We start from the raw sequence: 15,544 nt of genomic DNA, 5'->3' as shown, positions 1-15,544 counted from the left end.
GACAGGGTAGACTTACAGGGTTGGCCACGGGGTGTGGCGCAGCTTGGTAGCGCGCGTCGTTCGGGACGACGAGGCCGCAGGTTCAAATCCTGTCACCCCGACCAATCTGAGAGAGCCTTCCGCTGATCCGCGGGAGGCTCTCTTCCTTTCTCCTCCGTGCGGGTTGACCCGCACCGCCCCGCGTCGGATCATTTTCGTCTACGGCGAAGGGAGTGGGTCGTGAACGTGGAGATCGACGAGAACGACCTCAAGGTCCTGATCGGTATCGCGGCGAACCTGACGGCTCACCTCGCCACGGGTCGCAGCGGAGCGGTGACGATGGACAAGATCGACGAACGGCTTGCTCGCGACCTGCGCCGATTCGGCTTGGCGGAAGACGACTCCGCCGAGACGATGGAAGCGGCCATGTCCCACCTCACGAGTCGCCTCCACGCAGCACTCGGCGACCGCGCCTGAGTGGGACGTCATCCCGCCTGGGATCTCGAACGGGAGGCTTCGGCCCGTCGCGCGGGGTCCGTGACGCGCTCCATCAGAGCCGCGACGACGCGCCGGGGCAGCAGCCCCAGCAGCGCAGCCGACCACCGGTTCCCCGTGCCGTCGATCACGCTCGGTCCCGGCTTCCGCCGCGCCAGGTGACCGAGGGCGGTGCGCACGACATCGTCCGCCGACCGCATCGCCGCACCCGAGGTGGCATCCTCCGTGCCGACGACGCTGTTGAACTCCGTCTGGGTCGCGCCGGGAGACACCGCGAACACCACGACATCGGTCTTCCTCGTCTCGGCCCACAACGCCTCGGTGAAGCTCAGGACGAACGCCTTCGCCGCGCCGTACACCGCCATGCGCGGTGTCGGAGCATACGCGGCCATGCTCGCGACGTTGATGAGGAATCCCGGTCCCCCTGCCAGGAGGTCGGGAAGGAAGGCGCGAGTGATCAGCACGGGCGCGGAGACGTCGACCGCGATCTCCTGGGCGAGCCGCTCGGGATCGTCGCCGACGAACTCCCCGAACGTTCCAAAGCCCGCGTTGTTGATCACGCCGGTGACCCGCACGCCTGCGCTGCGGACCTGATCGCGCAGAGCCGCGGTCGCCGTCGGCGACGCGAGGTCCGCCACGATCGGCGTCGCCTCGACGCCGTGTCGCGCGCGGACCGATCGCGGCAAGATCCTCGAGCCTGTCGCCACGGCGCGCGACCAGGACGAGGTTCGCCCCGCGCGAAGCCAGCGCCTCGACGAAGGCGGCGCCGATCCCGGACGATGCGCCGGTGACGAGGACGGTGTGGGCGGGGAAATCGAGGCGTGGCATGGGGTGTCCTTCGTTCGTGGATGCCGACACGCTATGCCTGCCTGGCACTCAGTGTCAACTAGGCACGTGAGCTAAACTACCGAGATGGATGCCGAAGCCTCACTGTGGGAGCGATCGCGCCGCGCCGCCTACGCCGAGATCTCCGGAGTCGCGATGCGCCTGTTCCTCGATCAGGGGTTCGAGCAGACGACCATCGACCAGATCGCCGCGGCCGCCGGCATCTCGCGCCGTTCCTTCTTCCGTTACTTCGGCACCAAGGAGGACGTCCTCCTCGGCGACCTCGCCCGTGACGGCGAGCGCCTCCGCGACGCACTCGACGAAATACCCACCGACGTCGGTCCATGGGAGGCACTGCGTCGCGCTCTCGACTCGGTGCATGCGCTCGAACGCGATTCGGGCGACCTCCTCAAGATCGCTCGAATGATGTACGACACGCCTTCGCTCCTCAGCCGCAGCGCGGAGAAGCATCGACACTGGCAGGCGCTGCTGCTGCCCGGCATCCGCGCCCGCCTGGGACCGGATGCCGACGACGTCTCGGCAGCCGCGATCATCGCCAGCGCCATCGCGTGCCTCGACACGGCGGGGGAAGCGTGGGCGCGCAGCCACGGTGAGCTCGACCTCGCCGAGCTGTACGACCGGGCCGTCGCCGCCGTCCGCGGCAGCACCTGACCTGCGCGACCGGGGATCCCGCCCGCCTCGGATACCATTGCAGTCAACCTCGTCCCGCGCGCGGGCATCGGCCCCACGGCCGGCCGAGGCCGATCGCAGCGAGGCTCCCCCACCGGGCGGAGCCTGTGTTGTGTCGAGATACCGCCCTCACCCCGCCCTCAGGAGCCTCGTGTCCGATACCTCGCCCCGCCTCGTCGCCTTCGACCTCGACGACACACTCGCCCCCTCGAAGACCGCGATCGACCCGCGGATGGGCGACCTGCTGCTCGCGCTCGCCGAGCACGTCGAGGTCGCGATCATCTCGGGCGGTCAGCTCCAGCAGTTCCGGTCGCAGGTCGTGGACCGCCTGCCCGCGGCGGATCCGGCCCTGCTGTCGCACCTGCACCTCATGCCGACGTGCGGCACGCAGTACTACCGCCTGAGCGGCGACGGGATCGAGACCGTGTACGCGCACTCGCTCACCGACGACGAGAAGACGCGCGCCCTCACCGCGGTCCGCGAAGAAGCCGAGCGTCTGGGTCTCTGGGAGGCCGAGCCGTGGGGCGAGATCCTCGAGGACCGCGGATCGCAGATCACGTTCTCGGCGCTCGGCCAGACCGCTCCGCTCGACGCGAAGATGGCATGGGACCCGACCGGCGAGAAGAAGAACGCACTGCGCGAAGCCGTCGCGGCCCGGATCCCCGACCTCGAGGTACGCTCGGGCGGCTCGACCTCCGTCGACATCACCCACCGCGGCATCGACAAGGCCTACGGCATGCAGCAGCTCGCCGACGCGACCGGCATCCCGCTCGACGACATGCTCTTCGTCGGCGACCGCCTCGACCCCGACGGCAACGACTACCCGGTGCTGGCCATGGGTGTCGAGTGCCACGCGGTGCACGGCTGGGAAGACACCGCCGACTACCTCGACGCGCTGATCCCCACGCTCCCCGCCCGCGCCTGACCCGGCGTCAGACGACGCGTCAGAGGATCTGGCCGATGGGTTCGCGCTTCTCGGCCTGGAATCGATCCTCGGTGCGGCCGTAGGCCCAGTAGCCGGACAGCGACACCTGGGCCCGCTCCAGGCCCCACACGCGGAAGAACACCTCGCGCAGCGCCTTCATCGCCTCGCGCTCCCCGTGCGCGAACACCTGGCCCCGCCCGTCGGGCACGGTCCACGCCGCGACCGCGTCTGCGAGCAGCGCCGTCGTCCCCGCGGGCGCCTCGCCGCGGTGCAGCCACACGAGCTCGACTCCCGCGGGCGCCCGCAGGGCCAGCTCGTCGTCCGCCCCCGCAACCTCGACGAAGGCGACACCGCGCGCGTCGGGGGCGAGGGCGTCGAGCCCCGCCGCGATCGCCGGGAGCGCCGACTCGTCCCCCGCGAACAGGTGCCAGGATGCCGAGGGGTCGGGAGCATATCCGCCACCGGGCGAGCTGACCACGAGCCGCTCCCCCGGCCGCGCTCCCGCCGCCCAGGGACCCGCGAGTCCCTCGTCGCCGTGGACGACGAAGTCGATCGCGAGCTCGTCCCCCTCGACCGCACGCACGGTGTACGTGCGGGTCACGGGCAGGTCTCCGGGGGCCAGGGTCTCCCGGAGAGCCGCGACGTCGTACGGCGGCTCGAGGCCCAGTTCCGGCTTGACGAACGTGATCTTCACGTAGCGGTCCGTGTACGGGCTCTCGCGGAACGCCGTCAGATCGGTGCCCCGCGCGCGCAAGCGCACCAGGTGGGGCGTCAGCCGCTCCGTCGCGACGACTTCGAGCACGTACTGCGGGCGCGGTGGCCGCGCGGGACGTTCGTTCATGCGGCATCCGCCTCTCTCGTGCCCGATGCGCCCAGCGCCTCGGCGACCTGCGCGGAGTACCCCGCGATGTGCGCCCGAATGCGGTCGCGTGCGGTCGATGCGTTCCCCTCCGCCACCGCCGCGACGATCGCCCGGTGCTCGGCGCGGAGGCGCTCGGAGGTCGCCTCCCAGTCGTCCAGGAGCGCCGCTCCCGACTGCGTGTACGATTCGATGGAGCTGCGGAGCCCCGCCATCATCGCCGCGACGACCGCGTTGCCCGACGCCTCGGCGAGCGCCTGATGGAAGCGGGCGTCGAGGGCGAGGAACTCGTCGCGTCGCAGGGTGTCGGCATCCATGGCATCCAGGATGTCGTTCACCTCCGCGAGATCGGCGTGGGAGCCGGCGAGTGTCTCGGCGACGTCGGCCTCCAGCACGATGCGGGTGCGGACGACGTCGGTGAGGGGGAAGCCGCTGGCGGCGACCTGCAGCCGCAGGAAGGCCGCGAGACCGCCCCGCGGGGTCGTCACGATCATGGCGCCCGCCGACGGGCCGGAGCCGGTCGCGGTGCGGACCACGCCGAGCACCTCGAGCACGCGGATGGCCTCACGGACGCTCGAGCGCCCCACACCGAGCTGAGCGGCGAGTTCCCGCTCCGGGGTGAGCCGGTCACCGGGCGTGAGCCGCCCGTCGCGAAGATCGCCCTCGATACGTTCGAGCACGACCTGCCATGCCCGCAGCTCGGAATCCGGCACGCCCGTCCCCTTCGTCGCGTCAGGCGCCGCGATGTGGCCTGACCACACCACTGTACGCGCGCCGGATCAGGCGTCCGCGGGGGTTGCGTACCCCGCGGGGTTCCGGGTCTGCCAGTTCCAGTAGTCGCGGCACGCGTCGTCGATCGTGAGGCGCGTGCGCCACCCGAGCACCTCGGCAGCCTTGGTGGGGTCGCAGTAGGTCGCGGCGACGTCGCCGGGTCGCCGCGCCAGGATCTTCTTGGGCAGCTCGTGCCCGACGGCCTTCTCGAACGACGCGACCAGTTCGAGCACGCTGACCGGACGACCGGTGCCGAGGTTGAACACCTGGTGGCCCGGCTGCGCCTGCTCGAGCGCGATGACGTGGCCTTCGGCGAGGTCGACGACGTGGATGTAGTCGCGCAGGCCCGTGCCGTCGGGGGTGTCGTAGTCGTCGCCGAAGACACCGATCTCGTCGAGCGTTCCGATCGCGACCCGCGAGACGAACGGCATCAGGTTGTTCGGGATGCCGGCGGGGTCCTCGCCGATCAGGCCGGACGGGTGCGCGCCGACCGGGTTGAAGTACCGCAGCACCGTGACGTTGAGGTCCGGGTTCACGCGCGCCACGTCGGCGAGCACGACCTCGTTCATGCGCTTGGACTTGCTGTAGGCGTTCGAGAGGTCGATGCTCGTCGTCGACTCCTCGGTGAACGGCAGGTCGGCGGGGTCGGAGTACACCGTGCCCGTGCTCGAGAACACGAACGAGCGGATGCCACGGGCGATGCCGACGCGCAGCAGCGCGAACGTCGTGTCGAGGTTGTTGGAGTAGTACTCCAGGGGCTTCTGCGTGGACTCCCCCACGGCCTTGAAGGCGGCGAGGTGGATGATCGCGTCGATCGGACCGTACTCGTCGAACACGGCGGTGACGACCGCGTCGTCGGCGGCATCCCCCACGACGAGCGGTGCCGGCTTGCCGGTGATCCGCTCGACCCGCTCCGCGGCGACCGCGTGGGTGCCGGACAGGTCGTCGAGGAGGACGACGTCATGACCGGCCTCGAGGAGGGCGACGGCCGTGTGGGCTCCGATGTAGCCGGCACCGCCGGCCAGAAGTACGCGCATGGATCCAGGCTATCGGCCGCGGCCGCTCCGCTTCGCCGCGTCAGCGCCCGTCGAGCCGCCCGCCGGACTCGCGCAGGTAGCACGAGGCGCACATCGACTCGTACGTCACCTCGCCCGCGATCTGGGCTTCGTCGATGGCCACCTGGTCGCCGTCGAAGACGAAGCGTCCGCCCACGAGCCGCGCGTTGAAGATCGCCTTGCGGCCGCACCGGCAGATGGTCTTGAGCTCCTCGAGGCTGTGCGCGATCTCGAGCAGCCGCGCCGACCCGGGGAAGGCCTCGGTGCGGAAATCGGTGCGGATGCCGTACGCGAGGACCGGGATGCCGTCGAGCACCGCGATGCGGAGGAGGTCGTCGACCTGACCGGCGGTGAAGAACTGCGCCTCGTCGACGAGCAGGCACGCGACGGGCGCCTTGCCCGCGGCCACGTGGAAGGCGGCGCGGAGGTCGTCCCCGGGTCCGACGAGGAAGTCGACCGGGCGGGTGACACCCAGCCGGCTGTCGATCTGGTCGGCGCCCTTGGTGTCGATCTCGGGCTTGGCCAGCAGGACCCGCTGCCCGCGCTCCTCGTAGTTGTACGCGGCCTGCAGCAGCGCCGTCGACTTGCCGGAGTTCATCGCCCCGTAGCGGAAGTACAGCTTCGCCATGGACGCCTCAGGCGTTGATCGCGAGCGCCTGGGCCGTGGCATCCAGTTCGGCGCGTGCCGCGTCGGGACGCGTGTTCAGCGTCTCGCCGTAGCTCGGGATGAGCTGGCGCAGACGCGGCTCCCACTCGGGCATGCGCTCGGGGAAGCAGGTCTTGATCAGCCCGAGCATGATCGACACGGCCGTCGAGGCGCCCGGCGAGGCGCCGAGGAGGCCCGCGATGGAGTGGTCGGCCGAGGTCACGACCTCGGTGCCGAACTGCAGCACGCCGCCCTTGTCCTTATCGCGCTTCATGACCTGCGCGCGCTGGCCGGCGTCGAGCAGCTCCCAGTCCTCGGCCTTGGCCGTGGGCATGAACTCGCGCAGGCTGTCGACCTTCTTCGCGTGGCTCTTGAGCAGCTCGCTGATGAGGTACTTCAACAGGCTCGGGTTGTCGATCGCGACCTTCAACATCGGGAAGATGTTGTGCGGGCGCACCTGGGTGACGATGTCGAGCATCGAGCCGTTCTTGAGGAACTTCGGGCTGAAGGTCGCGAACGGTCCGAAGAGCAGCGAGGTCTCGCCGTCGACGACACGGGTGTCGAGGTGCGGCACCGACATCGGGGGCGCACCCACCGAGGCCTGCGAGTAGACCTTGGCCTTGTGCTGCGCGACGATCGCGGGGTTGGAGGTCTTGAGCCACTGTCCGCCGATGGGGAAGACGCCGTAGCCCTTGATCTCGTCGATGCGCGAGCGCTGCAGGAGCTTGAGCGCCCAGCCACCGGCACCGACGAAGACGAACTTCGCGGTGATGGTGCCCGGGGTGCCGCCGATGGTGTGGCGGTACGCGACCTGCCAGCGGCCGTCCTTCAGCTTCTTGAGCTTCTTGACCTCGTGATTGGTGACGACCTCGACGCCCTTCTCGCGCAGCCCGGCGAAGAGCTGGCGCGTCAGCGAACCGAAGTCCACGTCGGTGCCGGCGGGCACGCGGGTGGCCGCGAACGGCTCGCCCTTCCGACGCTTCTGCATGAGCAGCGGCGCCCATTGGTTGATGACCCGGGAGTCCTCGCTGTACTCGATGCCCGCGAACAGCGGCTGCTGCTTGAGCACCTCGTACCGCTTGCGGAGGTACGCGACATCCTTCTCACCGCGGACGAACGTCATGTGCGGGGTCGGGTTGATGAAGGTCGACGGCTCGTCGAGGACGCCCTCCGCTACCAGCGACGCCCAGAACTGCCGGCTCTGCTGGAACTGCTCGTTGATCGCGACGGCCTTCGACGGGTCGAGATCACCGTCGGGGTTGTCGGGCATGTAGTTCAGCTCGCACAGTGCCGCGTGACCGGTGCCCGCGTTGTTCCAGGCATTGGAGCTCTCCTGCGCCACGTCGCTCAGTCGCTCGAGGACCGCGATCTTCAGATCGGGCTGAAGATCCTTCAGCATCGTGCCGAGAGTGGCGGACATGATGCCGCCTCCGATGAGGAGAACGTCGACGTTTTCGGTCACCCGTCGATTCTAGGTGCGGGCTGCGAGGTGTCTCGACATCGAGAGATTCGACGGTTCGATATCGAGACAACCCCGCGCTTATGGCATCCCGGATGCCACGTGCTCAGGCGCGCGCGGACAGCTCCTGCGCGACGAGCTCGGCGATCTGCACGGCGTTGAGCGCGGCGCCCTTGCGCAGGTTGTCGTTACTGATGAACAGCACGAGGCCCTTGCCCTCGGGGGCGGACTGGTCGGCGCGGATGCGGCCGACGTAGCTGGGGTCGGTGCCGGCGGCCTGGAGCGGCGTCGGGACCTCCTCGAGGCGCACGCCGGGGGCGTCGGCGAGCAGCTCGCGCGCACGCTCGGGCGTGATGTCGCGCGCGAACTCGGCGTTGATGCTCAGCGAGTGACCGGTGAAGACGGGGACGCGCACGCACGTGCCCGCGACGCGGAGGTCGGGCAGCTCGAGGATCTTGCGGCTCTCGTTCCGGAGCTTCTTCTCTTCGTCGGTCTCGTTGAGGCCGTCGTCGACGAGGTTGCCGGCGAACGGGATGACGTCGAACGCGATGGGGGCGACGTACTTCTCCGGATGGGGGAAGTCGAGCGCGGAGCCGTCGCGCACGAGGCGCTCGACGTCGCCCTGCGCGAGGACGCCCTCGACCTGTCCGAGGAGCTCCTGGGCGCCGGCGAGACCGGAGCCCGAGACCGCCTGATACGTGCTCACGATGAGGCGCTCGAGGCCGGCCTCGGCGTCGAGGACCTTGAGGACCGGCATCGCGGCCATCGTGGTGCAGTTCGGGTTGGCGACGATGCCCTTCTGCGCCTGGGCGATCGCGTGCGGGTTGACCTCGCTCACGACGAGCGGGACCTCGGGGTCCATACGCCACGCGCTGGAGTTGTCGATGACGAGCGCGCCGGCCTCGGCGAAGCGCGGGGCGTGCGCGCGCGAGCCAGTGGCACCGGCCGAGAACAGGGCGACGTCGATGCCCGCGGGGTCGGCCGTCGCGACGTCTTCCACGATCACCGAGTGGCCGCCGAAATCGAGCGAGGTGCCCGCGGAGCGAGCCGTGGCGAACAGGCGCAGCTCACGAATCGGGAACGAACGCTCGGCGAGGATCTCCAGCATGACGGAGCCGACCTGGCCGGTGGCGCCGACGACGGCGATCGAGATTCCGGAATCGGAGATGCGGGTCATGCGAGTACCTCGGTGGTTCGGGTGATGGATGCCGAGACGACGGCGTTCGGGACAGGGTAGCGCGCGTAGCACTGCCCGGAGGACGGTGGCGACACAACGAAGGAGAACTGTCGCTCCCGCTCCGCAGATCGGCGGAAATACGCCGTCGGTCTCTCCCGGGCGGCCGGATTTCCTTCGTTGTGTCCGCGGGGCGCGGGGACCGGTGCGGGGCCGGGCCCGCGGGTCAGCGGCCGGTGCCGGCGTGGACCGTCGCCTCGATGTCGCTGTCGAGGCCGAACGCCGTGTGCACCAGACGCGCTGCCTCCGCGAGGTCGACGCCGCGGACGACGACCGAGATGCGGATCTCGGACGTCGAGATCATCTCGATGTTCACGCCCGCGAGGCTCAGCGCCTCGAACAGGGTGGCGGAGACGCCGGAGTGCGTGCGCATGCCCGCACCGACGACCGAGAGCTTGCCGATCTGGTCGTCGTGCACGAGGCTCTCGAACCCGACCTCGGACTGCTCACCGGCGAGCGCCTTCAGGGCGGTCGCGGCATCGGTCTTGGGAAGCGTGAAGGAGATGTCGGTGCGGCCGGTCGCGGCGGCGGAGACGTTCTGCACGATCATGTCGACGTTGGCGCCGGACTTCGCGACGATCTTGAAGATGTCGGCGGCCTTGCCCGGGACGTCGGGGACGCCGATGACGGTGATCTTCGCCTGGCTGAGGTCGGTGGCGACGCCGGCGACGATGGGCTCTTCCATGGTGGCTCCCTCGGGGACGAGCGGGGACTTCTTCGAAGCGTCGAGCACCCACGTGCCCTCGCCCGAGCTGAACGTGGATCGGGCGTGGATGAGGACGCCGTGGCGGCGGGCGTACTCGACCGCGCGGATGTAGAGGACCTTGGCGCCGTTGGCGGCGAGCTCCAGCATCTCTTCGCTGGAGACACGGTCGAGCTTGCGCGCGAGCGGCACGACGCGCGGGTCGGCGGTGAAGATGCCGTCGACGTCGCTGTAGATCTCGCACACGTCGGCGTTCAACGCCGCGGCGAGCGCCACGGCCGTCGTGTCGGAGCCGCCGCGACCGAGGGTCGTGATGTCGCGGGTGTCGCGGTTGAAGCCCTGGAAGCCCGCGACGATGACGATCGCGCCCTCGTCGAGCGCTTCGCGCAGGCGCACCGGAGTGACGTCGACGATGCGCGCGGCGCCGTGCGTGGCATCCGTGATCATGCCGGCCTGGCTGCCGGTGAACGAGCGCGCCTCGAAGCCCATCGAGTGGATCGCCATGGCGAGCAGCGCCATCGAGATGCGCTCGCCGCTGGAGAGCAGCATGTCCAGCTCGCGCGGCGCGGGGATCGGGGCGACCTGACCCGCGAGGTCGAGGAGTTCGTCGGTGGTGTCGCCCATCGCGCTGACCGCGACGACGACCTCGTGACCGGCGCGGCGCGTGTCGACGATCCGCTTGGCGACGCGCTTGATGCTCTCGGCGTCGGCGACGGACGAACCGCCGTACTTCTGGACGATCAGCGCCATAAGAGGGAACTCCCGGGGAGGGACGGGCGTCGGGATGCCACGACGGGGCGCTCGGATACCACGCCCGAAGGATCATTCTAGAGGCGGGCGCATGCCGCCGACGTCATGCGGGCGAGCGCACGAGCCCCGCGGATAGGATCGTGGCGTTCCCCCTCCCCCGAGAGCGATCCGGATGCCCCCCACCTCCGCTCGATGGCTGACGTCGTTGCGTCGCCTCGTCCACGCCGAAGACGCCCTCGCCCCCGAGACCCAGCTCATCGCCGTGATCGACGAGACGCGGGCCACCCGCATCCTCGATCTCGCGATCCGCATCGGCGAGACGATGCTCGTCGTGGGCGCGTCCGCGAGCGACGTGACCGCCACGATCGTGCGGGTGAGCCGCGCGTACGGGCTGGACCCGGTGCACGTCGACGTCACCTACAACTCGATCACGGTCGCGCACAGCCTCCCCGGGGCGGCCCATCCGACCACGCTGCTGCGCGTGGTGCGCGGCGCGGCGCCCGACCACGCGAAGCTGCAGCGCCTGCAGGCGCTCGTGGGCGAGATCATCGACGGACTCGAACTGGATGCCGCCATCGCACGCTGCCGCGCGATCCGACGCCTGCCGTTCCGGTATCGCGCGACGGCCGTCGTCGTCGCGCAGGCGACACTCGCCCTCGGCGTCGCGATCATGTACGGCGCGAACTGGCTCGCCCTGCTGCTGTCGTTCGTGGCCGCCGCGCTCGCCGCGACCACCCAGCACGCGCTGGCTCGCGCGCGGGTGCCTTACTTCTTCGCGCAGATCGCCGGTGGCTTCGTCATCACCGTGGTCGCGGCGCTGTCTCCGCTGCTGCGGGACACCGGACTCGACGCCGCCCAGGCGGTACGTCCCTCCCTCATCGTGGCATCCGGGATCGTCCTGATGCTCGCGGGCCTGGCGGTCGTCGGGGCCGCCCAGGATGCCATCGACGGCTTCGCGCTCACCGCGACGGGTCGGATCCTGGAGCTCACGACGCAGACGCTCGGCGCGGTGCTCGGCATCCTCGCGGGGCTGGAGACCGTGCGGATGCTCGGGCTCGCGATGTCACCGCCGTCGATGGCTCTGCCGCTCGGTCCCCTTCCGCTGCAGTTCGTCGGGGCGGCGGTCATCGCCGTCGCCGTCGCGATCTCCAACGGCGCCGGGGCGCGGATCGTCCTCGTCAGCGCCGGGCTCAGCGTGGTCGCCTGGGTCGGCTACACCGGGGCCTCGGCGGTCGGGTTCGAGGTCGCCGCGGCCAGTGGCGTCGGGGCGTTCCTGGGCAGCTTCCTCGGCATGGTGGTGGCGTACCGCCTGCACGTGCCGTCGGTGGCCGTCACGACCGCGGCGATCCTCCCGATGGTCCCCGGCGCGGCCGTCTTCCGGGGGCTGCTCGGCATCGTCGAGTCCGGCGACGACGCGGCCGTGCTCATGACCGGTGTCACGACGCTCGCGGGTGCCGCAACGATCGGCATCGCCCTCGCCGTCGGCGCGTCGCTCGGCATCTATCTGGGACAGCCGGTGCGCGCGACGCTGTCGAGCGTCGTCCGGTCCCGGGCGCGGGCACGGCGTTAGGGCGCTGCACGGGTGCCCGCCTCGGGGGCGCAGCGGATCGAGACTCAGGGGCAGGAGCCGGGCTCGCGTCCCTCGGCGGTCTCGGCGGAGGGCAGGTCGACGTCGAAGATCATCTGCAGCCGATCGTCGGCGATGCGCACGTCGTTGAGGTGCAGCGCGCGCGGAATCACCTCCGCGAGACAGACCGGAGCGGGCTGCATCGTCGAGAGGTCGACGCCCGTCAGCGCGGCCACCTCCTCGGACGAGAGCGTCTTGTCGTCGATCGTGACGGAGGCGGGCGAGGAGGTGAGCCGTCCGTTCTCGAACCGCGGTGTCGCGGCGACGCTCACGGTGTGAGCACCCGTCCCGACCGGCACGGACGTTCCGATGACCACATCGCCACCGGAGAAGCCGAGTCGCATCCTGCCCTGGAGCTCGGTCGGGAGGAACAGCGCGGTGGCCTGGGCGGCGGAGAGGGTGAGCGCCCCGGAGACCCGGTCCTCCGTCCATGTGCCGTCGATCTGCCTGCTCGCCGCCGCAATGAGAGTCAGATCCGCGTTGGCCCGTCCGGCCGGGAAGCTGTAGACCGTGACGCCGACGCTCTCGAACCGCCCGACGAGCTCCTGCAGAAGGACCGATCCCGCGATATCGACCTGGACGCGGTCGCTGTCGGCGATGCCGAGTTTGTTCCGCACCTGCTCGGCGACGGTCCGCTCGGCTTCCGCGCGAGAGACCGTCTCCGCGATCGCCCCGAGGGTCGCCAACAGGACGACCACGAGACCGGCGATCACGACGAGACGCCAGCCTCCGCGCGGTCGGGCGGGTTCGGGGTGCTCGGCGTGCGGTGCCGGGGGCAGCACGTCCGTACGATCGTCGAGCTGAGTCATGGTGCCGTGCCTTCTCCCCTGCGTCCGTGGTCCGGGGTCAGCGTCCGATCAACGTGAGCGTCACCGTCGAGCGGTAGTCGCCCACGGTGGCATCCCGAGGGATCCGCAGGGTCAGGTCGGCGTCGAAAGCGACACCGGCGAGAGTCGTGCTCGTGCTCGGCTCCCCCGTGGCGAGCACCATCGGGTAGACGGCCGTGCCCGCTTCCTGCGGCGCGCCCACCGTCACGCCGTCCTGGTGCTCGACCTCGCGCGGGGCGATGCCCAGCGAGGCCGATGAGAACCGGAGCGTCGGATCCGTGCTCCCCACGAAGTCGCTGACCGAGACCTGCATCGTCCAACCGCCCAGGCGGGCGCGGTCGTCGACGACGCTGAATCGCCCGAGGGCTCGCGCGACCTCGGCGCCCCCGCGACCGAGGTCGCCGAAGTCGATCGACGTCGAGGTCGGCGCGGTGAGCTGGAACAGATCGGATGCCGTGACCGTGGCGGAGAGATTCTCGCCGTCGACCTCGTCCGGTCGCGGCGCCGTTCCCGGGTAGCGATCGCTCTCGGGAGGCATCGGCGCGGTGCGGAGGAGGACGTTGTCGGATGCGGTGTCACCGGGCGCGAACGTCGGGTTATGGCATCCGCTCAGGTCGATCGGGCCGGACGAGCCCGGGATCCGCGAGACCCGATCCGCCACGACCTGGGCGAGCGGGAGCGGCAGGGCGCCGTACCCGAGGCCCGGCAGCTCCTGCTGCCCTTCGCAGGCCGCGTACTCGATGAACCGGGAGAGGGTGCGGCCCTTGTCGGCGGTGAAGATCCGGTTGGTCGCGGTCGGGGCGATCAGGTACGACACCGACGAGATCGGGTAGGCGCGGGGGTCGGCGCTGCGATGCACGCGGCGCAGATCGAGGGTTCCGTCCGAGCCCGGCGTTGCCGCCAGGAGCGCGATCGACGCCGCGGTGGGAGTCGGCGCGACGTAGAACCCGGCGTCGTTGAGCACTTTCGCGACCGGGAGACCCGACTTCCACGCGTAGGACGCCTCGACATAGGTGATGGCGCCTCGACCGTAGTCCTGCGAGACGTATCCGGCGACGCCGAGCGAGCCGTTCTGCGCCCGGAACGAATCGCTGATGCGCGGGAAGAGCGAGCGCTGTCCGTAGGTCCAGATGCTCGGATAGCGGTCGGCCATCCACCCGGTCAGCTGCGCACTCGACCCGGAGCCGTCCGCTCGCACGACCGGCGTGATCGCCTGGTCGGGCAAGGTCAACGCCGGGTTGTCCGTCTGAATCGCAGGGTCGTTCCACCGGGTGATCACCCCGGCGAAGATCTTGGCGACGACGGCGCCGGAGAGACGCAGATCGGTCACCGGGTGGCCGTCGACCCACAGGTTGTACGCGAGCGCCGTGCCGCCGCCGAGCATCGGCAGGTACTCGTACGGCGGCATCCCCGTCTCCGGGACGGGATTCTCCTCCGTCGCCTCGGTCGGGAACGGGATGTCGCTCATCGCGAAGTCGACCGTCTGGGCGATGAAGTCCGCCCGCCCGGCCGAGGAACCGGTGCCGGAGTAGTTCACGGTCAATCCGAGGTTCCGGGCGACGTCTCGTCGCCACGCATCCAGGCCGGTCTGGCTCCACGTCGAACCCGATCCGGAGATCGAGGGGAACGCCTCGGCCGCCTGGACGGGCACGGGTACGGCCAGGGCGGCCACGACCACCGCAGCCAGAGCGAGCGAGCGACGCGCCCCGCGGATCATCCGAAGCGGCCGTTCACGTAGTCGTAGGTGCGCGGGTCGATGGGCGAGTCGAACATCGCCTCCGTGTCACCGTGCTCGACGATGTGGCCGGGCTGACCCTGGGATGCCAGGAAGAACGCGCACTGCTGCGAGACACGCTGCGCCTGCTGCATGTTGTGCGTGACGATGACGATCGTCAGCTCCTTCTGCAACTCCCCCATGGTCTCCTCGATGACACGCGTGGAGGTCGGGTCGAGCGCGGAGCACGGCTCGTCCATGAGCAGCACCTTGGGCTTGATCGCGAGCGACCGCGCGATGCACAGACGCTGCTGCTGACCGCCGGAGAGCCCTCCGCCAGGCGCCCGGAGACGGTCCTTGACCTCTTTCCACAGGCCGGCGCTCTGCAGCGACGTCTCGACGAGGTGGTCCTTCTCGTCGCGGGACGCGCGCATGCCGGTGAGCTTCAACCCCGCGATGACGTTGTCGTAGATCGACATGGCCGGGAACGGGTTCGGCTTCTGGAACACCATCCCGATGTCCTTGCGCGCGTCGATGAGGCGGTGGCTCGAATCGTAGATGTCGTCGCCGTCGAGGCGCACCTCCCCGGCGAGGGATGCCGACGGCACGAGCTCGTGCATGCGGTTGAGGATGCGCAGGAACGTGGACTTGCCACAGCCCGAGGGGCCGATGAGGGCGGTGACCTGGCCGGCCGGCATCGTGAGCGAGACGTCCAGGAGCACCTGGTGGTCGCCGAACCACGCGGAGATCGACCGCGCGTCGAGTTCGGACAGCTCCTCCTGTCGAGCCGCGATGCGCTCGGCCTCGGCGAGGCGTTCGGCCGTGGCCGACGCGCCGCCGAGGAGCGAGACGGACGAGGCGCGCACGGACGCGGCGGGAACGGCGTACCCCGCCGACGAGGTGGCGTAGACGGGCGGCGTGGTCGGCGGCGGGAAGTCCGGCGCACTCGGCGTCGCGATCACGCTCGTGACGTCGTCCGCCCCCG

15 protein-coding genes, 1 tRNA gene and 1 pseudogene are annotated in these 15,544 nt (G+C 70.3%); 5 read left to right on the top strand and 12 right to left on the bottom strand.

Features of this window, described 5'->3' with window-relative positions:
* The first annotated feature begins 27 nt into the window (after positions 1-27).
* Positions 28-104 (top strand) — tRNA-Pro (locus RKD05_RS11465).
* A 115-nt stretch (positions 105-219) separates the two neighbouring features.
* Complete coding sequence (locus tag RKD05_RS11460) at positions 220-456, top strand: hypothetical protein (RefSeq protein WP_424710141.1); 237 nt, start codon at positions 220-222, stop codon at positions 454-456.
* Positions 457-464: 8 nt separating this feature from the next.
* Here the strand turns inward: RKD05_RS11460 and RKD05_RS11455 are convergent, their stop codons facing one another.
* Positions 465-1,160 carry an SDR family NAD(P)-dependent oxidoreductase gene (locus RKD05_RS11455; protein ID WP_424710139.1) on the bottom strand — a complete coding sequence of 232 codons (696 nt, stop codon included), beginning with the start codon at positions 1,158-1,160 and terminating at the stop codon, positions 465-467.
* 49 nt (positions 1,161-1,209) lie between these two features.
* A pseudogene (locus RKD05_RS11450) lies at positions 1,210-1,302 on the bottom strand (SDR family NAD(P)-dependent oxidoreductase); the annotation flags it as partial.
* An 84-nt stretch (positions 1,303-1,386) separates the two neighbouring features.
* Between RKD05_RS11450 and RKD05_RS11445 the strand changes: the two are divergent.
* Both RKD05_RS11445 and RKD05_RS11440 read left to right on the top strand, forming a co-directional pair.
* A complete protein-coding gene (locus RKD05_RS11445) occupies positions 1,387-1,971 on the top strand; it encodes a TetR/AcrR family transcriptional regulator (RefSeq protein ID WP_424710137.1) in 585 nt (194 codons plus the stop codon).
* 169 nt (positions 1,972-2,140) lie between these two features.
* The gene (locus RKD05_RS11440) at positions 2,141-2,914 is read left to right on the top strand and encodes an HAD-IIB family hydrolase (protein ID WP_424710136.1); all 774 of its coding nucleotides are present in this window, start codon (positions 2,141-2,143) and stop codon (positions 2,912-2,914) included.
* 19 nt (positions 2,915-2,933) lie between these two features.
* Here RKD05_RS11440 and RKD05_RS11435 read toward each other — a convergent pair whose 3' ends face one another.
* The 7 genes from RKD05_RS11435 to RKD05_RS11405 form a co-directional block, all read right to left on the bottom strand.
* Complete coding sequence (locus RKD05_RS11435) at positions 2,934-3,755, bottom strand: siderophore-interacting protein (protein ID WP_424710135.1); 822 nt, start codon at positions 3,753-3,755, stop codon at positions 2,934-2,936.
* Complete coding sequence (locus RKD05_RS11430; protein ID WP_424710133.1) at positions 3,752-4,486, bottom strand: FadR/GntR family transcriptional regulator; 735 nt, start codon at positions 4,484-4,486, stop codon at positions 3,752-3,754. Before RKD05_RS11430 ends, RKD05_RS11435 begins: the two co-directional genes overlap by 4 nt.
* A 66-nt stretch (positions 4,487-4,552) precedes the next feature.
* A complete protein-coding gene (galE, locus tag RKD05_RS11425) occupies positions 4,553-5,581 on the bottom strand; it encodes a UDP-glucose 4-epimerase GalE (protein WP_424710132.1) in 1,029 nt (342 codons plus the stop codon).
* A 40-nt stretch (positions 5,582-5,621) separates the two neighbouring features.
* Positions 5,622-6,227, bottom strand: coding sequence for a thymidine kinase (locus tag RKD05_RS11420; protein ID WP_424710130.1), 606 nt, complete (start codon positions 6,225-6,227; stop codon positions 5,622-5,624).
* Between the two features lie 7 nt (positions 6,228-6,234).
* Positions 6,235-7,707, bottom strand: a complete 1,473-nt coding sequence (locus RKD05_RS11415; protein ID WP_424710128.1) for a malate:quinone oxidoreductase — start codon at positions 7,705-7,707, stop codon at positions 6,235-6,237.
* 103 nt (positions 7,708-7,810) lie between these two features.
* Complete coding sequence (locus RKD05_RS11410; protein WP_424710127.1) at positions 7,811-8,881, bottom strand: aspartate-semialdehyde dehydrogenase; 1,071 nt, start codon at positions 8,879-8,881, stop codon at positions 7,811-7,813.
* A gap of 223 nt (positions 8,882-9,104) precedes the next feature.
* The gene (locus RKD05_RS11405) at positions 9,105-10,391 is read right to left on the bottom strand and encodes an aspartate kinase (RefSeq protein WP_063256287.1); all 1,287 of its coding nucleotides are present in this window, start codon (positions 10,389-10,391) and stop codon (positions 9,105-9,107) included.
* 172 nt (positions 10,392-10,563) lie between these two features.
* Between RKD05_RS11405 and RKD05_RS11400 the strand changes: the two genes are divergently transcribed.
* A complete protein-coding gene (locus RKD05_RS11400) occupies positions 10,564-11,961 on the top strand; it encodes a threonine/serine ThrE exporter family protein (protein ID WP_424710125.1) in 1,398 nt (465 codons plus the stop codon).
* Positions 11,962-12,005: 44 nt separating this feature from the next.
* Here RKD05_RS11400 and RKD05_RS11395 read toward each other — a convergent pair whose 3' ends face one another.
* Genes RKD05_RS11395 through RKD05_RS11385 form a run of 3 tightly spaced genes read right to left on the bottom strand, consistent with a single transcriptional unit; the run spans position 12,006 to position 15,332 of the window.
* The gene (locus RKD05_RS11395; RefSeq protein ID WP_424710123.1) at positions 12,006-12,827 is read right to left on the bottom strand and encodes a hypothetical protein; all 822 of its coding nucleotides are present in this window, start codon (positions 12,825-12,827) and stop codon (positions 12,006-12,008) included.
* 37 nt (positions 12,828-12,864) lie between these two features.
* Positions 12,865-14,562, bottom strand: a complete 1,698-nt coding sequence (locus RKD05_RS11390; RefSeq protein ID WP_424710121.1) for a phosphate ABC transporter substrate-binding protein PstS — start codon at positions 14,560-14,562, stop codon at positions 12,865-12,867.
* A complete protein-coding gene (locus tag RKD05_RS11385) occupies positions 14,559-15,332 on the bottom strand; it encodes a phosphate ABC transporter ATP-binding protein (protein ID WP_424711827.1) in 774 nt (257 codons plus the stop codon). Before RKD05_RS11385 ends, RKD05_RS11390 begins: the two co-directional genes overlap by 4 nt.
* Positions 15,333-15,544: the final 212 nt, after the last annotated feature.

This window comes from Microbacterium sp. SLBN-111 (genome assembly GCF_049739645.1).
In the GTDB taxonomy this organism is placed as follows: domain Bacteria; phylum Actinomycetota; class Actinomycetes; order Actinomycetales; family Microbacteriaceae; genus Microbacterium.
Note: the sequence above shows the minus strand (reverse complement) of the source record. Positions and strands in the feature narration are given on the sequence as shown.